The sequence below is a fragment of the Candidatus Obscuribacterales bacterium genome, assembly GCA_036703605.1.
Lineage (GTDB): Bacteria > Cyanobacteriota > Cyanobacteriia > RECH01 > RECH01 > RECH01.
On record DATNRH010000243.1, the window covers coordinates 1 to 7,918 of the forward strand.

Annotated in this window: 12 protein-coding genes; 8 read left to right on the forward strand and 4 right to left on the reverse strand. The window is 55.7% G+C overall.

Annotated features, from left to right (window positions below):
- Positions 1–892, reverse strand: an 892-nt coding sequence (locus V6D20_05140; protein HEY9815174.1) for a transposase, incomplete at its 3' end; no start/stop codon positions are given.
- Positions 893–1,001: 109 nt separating this feature from the next.
- On the opposite strand from V6D20_05140, the gene V6D20_05145 reads away from it, so the two are divergent.
- Complete coding sequence (locus V6D20_05145; GenBank protein HEY9815175.1) at positions 1,002–1,526, forward strand: GNAT family N-acetyltransferase; 525 nt, start codon at positions 1,002–1,004, stop codon at positions 1,524–1,526.
- Between the two features lie 398 nt (positions 1,527–1,924).
- On the opposite strand, the gene V6D20_05150 is transcribed toward V6D20_05145, so the two are convergent.
- Complete coding sequence (locus V6D20_05150; GenBank protein HEY9815176.1) at positions 1,925–2,443, reverse strand: dihydrofolate reductase family protein; 519 nt, start codon at positions 2,441–2,443, stop codon at positions 1,925–1,927.
- Positions 2,444–2,473: 30 nt separating this feature from the next.
- Between V6D20_05150 and V6D20_05155 the strand changes: the two genes are divergently transcribed.
- Positions 2,474–2,638, forward strand: coding sequence for a hypothetical protein (locus V6D20_05155; protein ID HEY9815177.1), 165 nt, complete (start codon positions 2,474–2,476; stop codon positions 2,636–2,638).
- A gap of 191 nt (positions 2,639–2,829) precedes the next feature.
- Here V6D20_05155 and V6D20_05160 read toward each other — a convergent pair whose 3' ends face one another.
- Complete coding sequence (locus V6D20_05160) at positions 2,830–3,174, reverse strand: ester cyclase (GenBank protein ID HEY9815178.1); 345 nt, start codon at positions 3,172–3,174, stop codon at positions 2,830–2,832.
- 3 nt (positions 3,175–3,177) lie between these two features.
- On the opposite strand from V6D20_05160, the gene V6D20_05165 reads away from it, so the two are divergent.
- A complete protein-coding gene (locus tag V6D20_05165) occupies positions 3,178–3,558 on the forward strand; it encodes a DUF4440 domain-containing protein (protein HEY9815179.1) in 381 nt (126 codons plus the stop codon).
- A 187-nt stretch (positions 3,559–3,745) separates the two neighbouring features.
- On the opposite strand, the gene V6D20_05170 is transcribed toward V6D20_05165, so the two are convergent.
- Complete coding sequence (locus V6D20_05170) at positions 3,746–4,393, reverse strand: TetR/AcrR family transcriptional regulator (protein HEY9815180.1); 648 nt, start codon at positions 4,391–4,393, stop codon at positions 3,746–3,748.
- 84 nt (positions 4,394–4,477) lie between these two features.
- On the opposite strand from V6D20_05170, the gene V6D20_05175 reads away from it, so the two are divergent.
- From V6D20_05175 to V6D20_05195, 5 genes are all read left to right on the forward strand, one after another.
- On the forward strand, positions 4,478–5,362 hold the full coding sequence (locus tag V6D20_05175) for an AraC family transcriptional regulator (protein HEY9815181.1): 885 nt from the start codon (positions 4,478–4,480) through the stop codon (positions 5,360–5,362).
- Positions 5,363–5,465: 103 nt separating this feature from the next.
- Positions 5,466–6,650: an NAD(P)H-quinone oxidoreductase subunit H gene (locus tag V6D20_05180; protein ID HEY9815182.1), complete on the forward strand. Its 1,185-nt coding sequence runs from the start codon at positions 5,466–5,468 to the stop codon at positions 6,648–6,650.
- A 23-nt stretch (positions 6,651–6,673) separates the two neighbouring features.
- Positions 6,674–6,835, forward strand: a complete 162-nt coding sequence (locus tag V6D20_05185) for a hypothetical protein (protein HEY9815183.1) — start codon at positions 6,674–6,676, stop codon at positions 6,833–6,835.
- Between the two features lie 86 nt (positions 6,836–6,921).
- Entirely contained in the window at positions 6,922–7,425 is a 504-nt protein-coding gene (locus tag V6D20_05190; protein HEY9815184.1) for a DUF6653 family protein, read from the forward strand.
- A gap of 23 nt (positions 7,426–7,448) precedes the next feature.
- Positions 7,449–7,748: a hypothetical protein gene (locus V6D20_05195; protein HEY9815185.1), complete on the forward strand. Its 300-nt coding sequence runs from the start codon at positions 7,449–7,451 to the stop codon at positions 7,746–7,748.
- The last annotated feature ends 170 nt before the right edge of the window (positions 7,749–7,918 follow it).

Here is a 7,918-nt window from a genome sequence, read left to right on the forward strand (position 1 = left end):
GGGCCAGACACACTTGCCAGTCGAGCGCTGGATGAGCTGCTTGAGAACTGAATAAGTCTGACACCCAGATTTGCGGTTGATGCCCATCCATGACGCTATCGATCACCGTTTTGCCCCGAGTGGAACGAATCACATGCAAACACACCTGCTCGTTTTGAAACACCCATTCCCACTGATTCTTCCCATTCACCTGTGCCCCCGTTTCATCACTGCCAACCAGACGTGCACTGCGTAAGCGCTCCACAATCTTGCTCACTGGAGCTTCCAGTTGTGTCTGCACCCGTTGCAAGAGGTTGGCAATCGCTCCTTCTAAGAGCCTCAGACCGTAAAGCTCGCTCATCAACTGACGTAAGCGCCCATAACTGATGGCATGACTGTAGCGCAGATAGGTCACCTGACTTGCGATACTGCTGCCAAAGGGTGAGCCGGGTTCCAATCCAACCGCAACAGGGGCTTGATACGCCTTCTGGCAACAGGGACACATCCCACCGTAGCGTTCTACTCGCGTAACGTGAGGGGTCACCTGAGGCCATTCAATCCGCTCGTAAATCCCGCTTAAGCGCTGCGTCGATGGGTCTACGTCGACTCCACAGTGGGGACAACGCTTGGCTTGAGCCACCACGACTTGATCTGGTTGTTGAGTTAATGTTCGTCCACCGTTTCGGTGACTCCCTGCTTCTTCCCCATGAACCGGAGTTGCCTGGACACTGCTCTGATTGGGCTTGAAGCCTTTAGAAGGCGGCAAGCTTGAATTGCGAGTCGTTTTCTTGACCCGCTTTTGCTTCAGCTTGTCCACCTCTGAGCGCAACCTTTGCAGTTCCTGCCATAGCCCTCTAATCAGGGCATCCTTTTCGGCGTGGCTGAGTCCATCGAGAGGGGGCAGTTCCTTCATGGCAAAGGCTTATCATCTTCTGTCAAAGTTGGGCTTAGGTCAACCTAGTTGAGCAATTACGTATCATCTTTATGACGCTCTCCTTCCGTCAGAAACCGGCCCTCTTGCCATGCAACTGTCTAACAACCCTCGCGTTTTTATCCGCAGACCCATTGCCGAAGACTGTCAAACTCTGTTATCCCTGCACCGGAGAAACCAAGATTTTCACTTTCCTTGGACATTTCCACCGCTAGATGAGTCGGGATGCCAAAACTACATCCGCCGCTGCCAAAATGACAACTTTGAAGGACTGCTGATTTGCTGTGCCCATCACCATCAGATCATTGGAGTGGTTAATCTTAGCCAAATCTTTTACCGAGCTTTTCAAAGTGCATATTTGGGTTACTATGCAGATGCTTATTTCGCCGGACAGGGACTCATGGCAGAGGGACTCCATTTGGCAATTAATCATGCCTTTTATACCCTCAAGCTTCATCGTTTAGAAGCGAATATTCAGCCCGACAATCAGAAATCTATCAATTTAGTTAAACGCCTAGGTTTTAGAAAAGAAGGGTTTTCACCAAGGTATCTACAGCTTAATGGCAAGTGGCGTGATCATGAGCGCTGGGCGCTAACCACTGAGGATTGGCATTAGCATAATAAGGCTGGAATGGGCAGCAGATGTTGTTTTTTCAACCTAAACTAAAAGAGTGAAAACGGATGACTGATTGGGAAGATATCCTTTTATTACATGATCAATGGATAAGATTTGAACAATCGGGCACCTCACTTAGAATCTTGAAGTCTTGGAGTTTTGTCGGGTTGATGTTGTTTGGCGGATTCCGGGTGCCGGGGCTATTTGTGGAAAATTAGCAGGGCCATACGCCAGCCCCGCAGCACCTACCGGAGAACGGGGCTGTGCGATCGCAGATCTCCTGTCAGTTGGGTTGATGATCAGGTCAAAACACGATGGCATTCATGTCAAAGGGGTGACGCTGATAGCAGACCAGCAGCTTCTATCGCGGTGATTGAGCGCATGAATGCGGTGGCGAACTAGACTTCATACCGTAGCCATGCGACACCGTTGGCATAGATCTGGCTGCCGATCAGTGTCAGCTGCGTTTGAGGGATAACCGTTGCAAACAGGGGAATGCCTTGCCCCATTACGAACGGGTTGATCTTGAGAATGAGTTCGTCAATTAGCCCTTCGGTAAACAGTTGCGCCGCTAGGGTGGCCCCGCCACAGAGGTAGATGGCACTGCCAAGTTCTGCCTTGAGCTGCTTCACGACCTGACTCGCCTGATCTGAAACCAACGTTACCTGCGGGTCTGGGCTGGTGGCCATCGTGCGCGAGAACACATAGCTCTTCAGCATGGGGTAAGGGTTGGTTTTGCCCTCCTTGAGACCGACATCGTAGGTCTTGCGTCCCATGAGCACCGTGTCAAACTGGCTGAGGGAGTCGATGTAGTCGGCAATGGAGTCGCCCTCGGTAGCGAAGCCCCCAAAGGAGCCATCGGCTTGGGCGATAAAGCCATCGACGCTGGTGGCGACGTAGTATTTCAGAGGTTTCATTGGGTTTCTCCTAGGGAGGTTCTTTGAATCATGGGGTTGGTGGGCCTCTACCTCCAAGCGCACCGTGGGCACATGGCCCTGAGCATGGGCATCGGGCGGGAAGTGAGTGACATAGATGTCTACCACATTAGCGATGAATTGCTCGTGCGTAGAACATCGGTTTGTCGCTGCGATCGCACTTTTTGCGAACGGTAATGTTGACTACCGCTTTCGCCCAAAGCCTTACGCTCAGAGGGGCTAGCTGCCTACGCTGCTTTGGGTTAGTTAGGACTAAGACCCAGCTCAACTTCACCCTGAGGTGTTGCCCTGCATCTACCGCGCTGTCTACATTCAGCGACACGGCTTTGCCCAAACCCTACGGGACTGCATTGCCCAAGACTCTGCAATCACGTTGTCTTCAAGCTGATAGACCGTACCGTCAGCACTCGGTCAGAAGGGGATATGTCTCCATCCAGCCGGTTTGAGTACCCCGAAACCGATGGGCGAACGGTGACGCGATCCCCCGATGCAATCAGGGCCTCGATGGTTTCCTGGGCATCGGGAAAGGTAGTATACTCCTGCTTAAGAAAGCTCACTAAATCATCACGGCTGTAAATACTCGGTTCACATCCGGCGTAGCTATGGCGTATGAAGTTAGGGGCAACGACGGAGGTCAGTCGGTTCCAGTTTTGCTGATGAATCGCCTCGACAAAGGCCTGCACTAGGGCCATCGGTTGTTCTTGCGGTGACATTCAATGTTTACCCTACCCCAAGAAGATATCGACGCTATCCGGCAAATTCACCATCGCTGGATTGAGTTTGAATGGGCTGGCAACGGTCTGGCGGTGCTACAGTTCTGCACCGACGATGTGCGCTGGTTGGTGCCCAACGCAGCCATGATGGTCGGCAAAGACGCCGCTCGCCCTCTGCTGGAGAGTCCCATTCAAATTGTGGAATTAGTGACAGACCAGATCGAAATTGTCGGCCACGACCGGCTAGCCTACAAAACTAGTCGCTACACGACTCGGTTTACGACCCCAGACAGCGACGAGGTCTTAACCGCCGCTGGCACCCACCTCTGGATCTTACACAAGCAGCCCGATACTCAGTGGAAAGTAGCCCTAGTCACCTGGTAATGGTCTGGTTTAGCGAAGGCTGCCCCCTACAGGGCTGGTAGTTGTAGAGGCGTGGTTTAAGTTACCCCATTTTGTCGCTAATCACGTCTGGGCATTGATATGGGCTCTGACGTCGGGTGTGCGCTGGAACAGCGGTCGATGGGACAGCCTGTAGGATAGCTGCTCAAACGAGCAGGCTGGGGAATGGTTAATGGGGTAGGTCAAACAGTAGCTCGATGTAGTTGCGGTAGTGGGCCAACTGCTGGGCCATCTGGGTCGGATCTTGTAGCACCCGCGTCATCACGAAGCCGCCTTCAAAGACGGAGACTAGGGCATCGGCTAACGAGGCTGCGGTGACAGGGCGGCATGGGGGATGCTGGGCGATCGCCGCCTCAAACTTGGCCCCCAGCCGCTGCCGCCACAGCAAGAATGACTCCGCTGAAATGGTGCGAATCTCGGGGGCCAGATCTTCAAACTGGTAGACGTAGGAGGCGATTAGGCAGCCAGCGGTAGGGTCGGTGAGCTGCTCGACCTCTTCTTGCAGCAGGCCGAGAAACACCAAAATTTGCTGGAGCGGGTCGCGGCTGAGCTTTTCGGCGCGAGCCAGGGTGGCCTCTAGGTGGGCGGCATCGCGATCGCTGTAGCGCTGCACCAACGCCTGGGCCAGGTCAGCTTTGGTCTTGTAGTGGTAGAAAAACGCCCCCTTGGTGATTTCGGCCTTGGCCAGCACCATGTCAATGGACGTGCCCGCCAGCCCGTGGCCCATCACCAAGGCGTGGGCGGCATCGAGAATCTTGGCTTTAGTCTTTTCGCCGCTGCGAGACATGGGTTTGCCGGTGAAATTGATGTTGTCCATTTTACAGACTATTTAGTCTGTTCGGGGTAAAGCTAGTAAAATTTGGATTAGTGGGCACCGCCCGACCGACTTGAGGATCTTGCCATGGCCCCTCAACTGCTCTCCAGCAAGCCCCAGATCGATGCCATCTTTACGACCCCGCCGCTGGTGTCTACCGAGGAGTTTTGCTGGGGCGGCACCTACGTTGACTGCCGCTGGGAACCACCGGGAGAAACGCCCATGGAGGTGGCGACCCCTTGGCATAGCATTGTACTGTTTACCCAACTGCCGGAGACAGCCCTGGCGGAGCGCTGGATCGACGGCCAGTTTAAGGTCGAGCCCGTGCATCCGGGGGACATTTTGGTGTTGCCCGCCCAGGTAGGCCAGCGATCGCGCTGGAATGTGCCCGGCGAGTTTATGAGTTTGGCCTTTGAACCGGCGGTTCTAGGGCGATCGCTAGATGCCGCCGCCGATGGCACCACCGTTGAGCTGGTGCCCCACTTTGCCACCCAAGATTTGCTCGTGCTTCAGCTTGGGCTGGCCCTCAAGCGACAGCTTCAGTTGGGCAACATCGACAGCCTCTACGCCGAATCGCTCACCACGACCCTGGCGGTACACCTGCTGCAAACCTATGCCACCCGCCAGCCCATCCTCAAAACCTACTCCGACGGGCTTTCCCAGACCAAGCTCCGGCGCATTCTCGACTACATTCACGCCCACCTTGATACTGACCTGCGCCTCGCTACCCTGGCCGATCTGGCGGGCATGAGCGCCCACTATTTCTCGCAGTTGTTCAAGCAGTCCACGGGGTTGGCCCCCCACCAGTATGTGATCCGCTGCCGGGTGGAACGGGCCAAGACGCTCCTGGCCCAGCCCTATGCAACCATTGCCGACATCGCCTACCAGGTGGGTTTTGCCCACCAGAGCCACCTCAACCGCCACTTTAAGCGGCTGGTGGGGGTCACACCGGGGCAGTGGCGGCGGAGTTAGCAAAACCCATCGGAAGTTTGTGCAACGGGGTGGAAGAACCGGCAAGACAGAGGGCGATCGCCCTCGTCATACTCAGGCTATGCGCTCAATTGGGAGAACCACCATGGCCTACATCGAAACCCACACTGACCCAATGGTAGTCAACGTTGGCCCCCACCATCCGTCGATGCACGGCTGCTTTCGCATTATGATCACCCTCGACGGCGAAGACGTGGTGGACTGCGCACCCGTCATCGGCTACCTGCATCGAGGCATGGAAAAAATCGCCGAAGCCCGCACCTCGACCATGTTCATTCCCTACACCAGCCGGTGGGACTACTACGGCGGCCTATTTAACGAGGCGGTAACGGTGAATGCCGTGGAAAAGCTGGCGGATATCGAGGTGCCCCGGCGGGCCAGCTACATTCGCGCCATTTTGCTGGAACTGACCCGGCTGGTCAACCATCTGCTGTGGGTTGGGCCATTTGTGATGGATATGGGGGCACAGACGCTGTTTTTTTATAGCTTGCGCGATCGCGAACCCATCCTCGATTTATTTGAAGCGGTCAGCGGCTACCGCATGGTCAACCACAACTACTTTCGCGTGGGGGGCGTGGCCGCTGACCTGCCCTACGGCTGGGTGGACAAATGTCAGGATTTTGTTGACTACCTGGCCCCCAAGCTCGACGAGTACGAGCGCCTGGTCACCGATAACCCCATCTTTCGCCGCCGCTGCGAGGGGCTAGGGGTGGTGAGCCGGGAGGAGGCGATCGCCTGGGGCTGCTCTGGCCCGATGCTGCGGGCCAGCGGCGTACAGTGGGATTTACGCAAAGTTGATCACTACGAATGCTACGACGACTTTGACTGGACGGTGGCCTGGGAAACCGAGGGCGACTGCCTGGCCCGCTACCGGGTGCGGCTCACCGAAATGCGCGAATCCTTAAGGATCATTCAACAGGCTCTCGACGGTCTGCCGGGCGGCCCCTGGGAAAGTCTGGAGGTCAAGCGCCTGGCCGAGGGGCCAAAGTCGAAGTGGGACGGCTTCGATTACCAGTTCATTGCCAAAAAAATTGCCCCCACCTTCAAAATTCCCGCCGGGGAGCACTACGTGCGGGTAGAGTCGGGCCGGGGCGAGTTGGGCATTTTTTTGATCGGCAACGACAGTCCCATGCCCTGGCGCTGGAAGATTCGCCCCGCCGATTTCAACAACCTGCAGCTGCTGCCCTATCTGCTCCGGGGCCAAAAGGTGGCCGACATTTTTGTCATCCTGGGCAGCATTGATGTGGTGATGGGCTCGGTGGATCGCTAAAAGCCAAGCGGTAGCCGACGCCTGTGACCGTGGCAATGGCGCTGCTGTGGAATCCTAGTTTTTTACGCAGCGATCGCCTACCTCAACGGCAAAATCAGCCAGCACATTCAGCAAAACCCTGCCTTTACCAATGTGTAGGTGCGCCTTACCCCGATCTGGTCAAAGACTACGGCCATGACTGCTGACCAGATCATGCCCGCAATAGGCCAAATTTAGCACCGCCCATGCTAACGCTGTAACCGCAATCCCTTTGATATAGGAGAAACCGATCATGGTGGCTCGGACAATCTCAACCCTGTTTGCTATGGATGAGCGCACCTGGCGTGGCCACGCCAACCCCTGGTGCTTTTGGACTCGACTTTCAACCATTCCCTTGCTGTTCTTGGCTATTTGGAGTCGAGTTTGGCTGGGCTGGGATGCTCTCTGGCTGGCCGCCGTCGCCCTGGGTTGGATATGGGTCAATGCCCGACTGTTTCCGCCGCCCAAGTCAACCCGCAACTGGATGTCTAAGGGCGTGTTTGGCGAACGGGTGTGGATTAACCGCTCTCAAGTCCCGATTCCGCCCCATCACCACGTTTTGCCCCAGATTTTAACGGCGGTTGCGGCCCTCGGTATGGGGCTGGGCTTTTGGGGGCTGTGGCAGCTCGATCTGCCCCTGACCCTAGTGGGCACGCTGCTGATTTTTGTTGGCAAACTTTGGTTTTTTGACCGCATGGTGTGGCTTTACGAAGACATGAAAGATGCCACCCCCGAGTACCAAAGCTGGCTCTATTGAACCTCTACCGCAGTCAGCGGCCCATGCGCCTGAACTACCCAATCCACATCCACACGAGCATTTTGGCGATCGCCGCCGCAGGGGACTGGCCGGGCGCTAAGCCATCACCGAATCAGGAGTTGATGGCTCAGGTGCAGCTCGATTTGGTCAGCCTGGAGCGGGCGATGGGGCGATCGCTGTCTAGTTCTGAACAAGATAGCCTGCAACGCATTCAAGAGCGATCGCATCAGAACGCTTTTCTGATCGCCGGGATAACGAGCGCCATCGCCTCGTCCAACGCCATGAACGTTACAAAGCGTAATTTCAATGCGGTTGACGACTGATATTTGACCGATTAGCATACAGACTAGTTGGTATAAATAAAACGCCCCTAGGAGGCTCCCATGCCTGCCCACATTGCTCCCACCACCTTTGACCCTGCCAAGGCCGAAGCCTTTGCAGGCGAAATGCTGACGATGTTGAATCAGGGCGCTCTGTCGCTAATGATGTCGGT

Bases quoted from the DNA above. Each gene is read 5' to 3' on its own strand.
- V6D20_05165 (HEY9815179.1), top strand. From the start codon at position 3,178: ATGTTTACCCTACCCCAAGAAGATATCGACGCTATCCGGCAAATTCAC.
- V6D20_05160 (HEY9815178.1), bottom strand. From the start codon at position 3,174: ATGTCACCGCAAGAACAACCGATGGCCCTAGTGCAGGCCTTTGTCGAG.
- V6D20_05170 (HEY9815180.1), bottom strand. From the start codon at position 4,393: ATGGACAACATCAATTTCACCGGCAAACCCATGTCTCGCAGCGGCGAA.
- V6D20_05155 (HEY9815177.1), top strand. From the start codon at position 2,474: ATGGGGTTGGTGGGCCTCTACCTCCAAGCGCACCGTGGGCACATGGCC.
- V6D20_05150 (HEY9815176.1), bottom strand. From the start codon at position 2,443: ATGAAACCTCTGAAATACTACGTCGCCACCAGCGTCGATGGCTTTATC.
- V6D20_05195 (HEY9815185.1), top strand. From the start codon at position 7,449: ATGCGCCTGAACTACCCAATCCACATCCACACGAGCATTTTGGCGATC.
- V6D20_05190 (HEY9815184.1), top strand. From the start codon at position 6,922: ATGGTGGCTCGGACAATCTCAACCCTGTTTGCTATGGATGAGCGCACC.
- V6D20_05145 (HEY9815175.1), top strand. From the start codon at position 1,002: ATGCAACTGTCTAACAACCCTCGCGTTTTTATCCGCAGACCCATTGCC.
- V6D20_05180 (HEY9815182.1), top strand. From the start codon at position 5,466: ATGGCCTACATCGAAACCCACACTGACCCAATGGTAGTCAACGTTGGC.
- V6D20_05175 (HEY9815181.1), top strand. From the start codon at position 4,478: ATGGCCCCTCAACTGCTCTCCAGCAAGCCCCAGATCGATGCCATCTTT.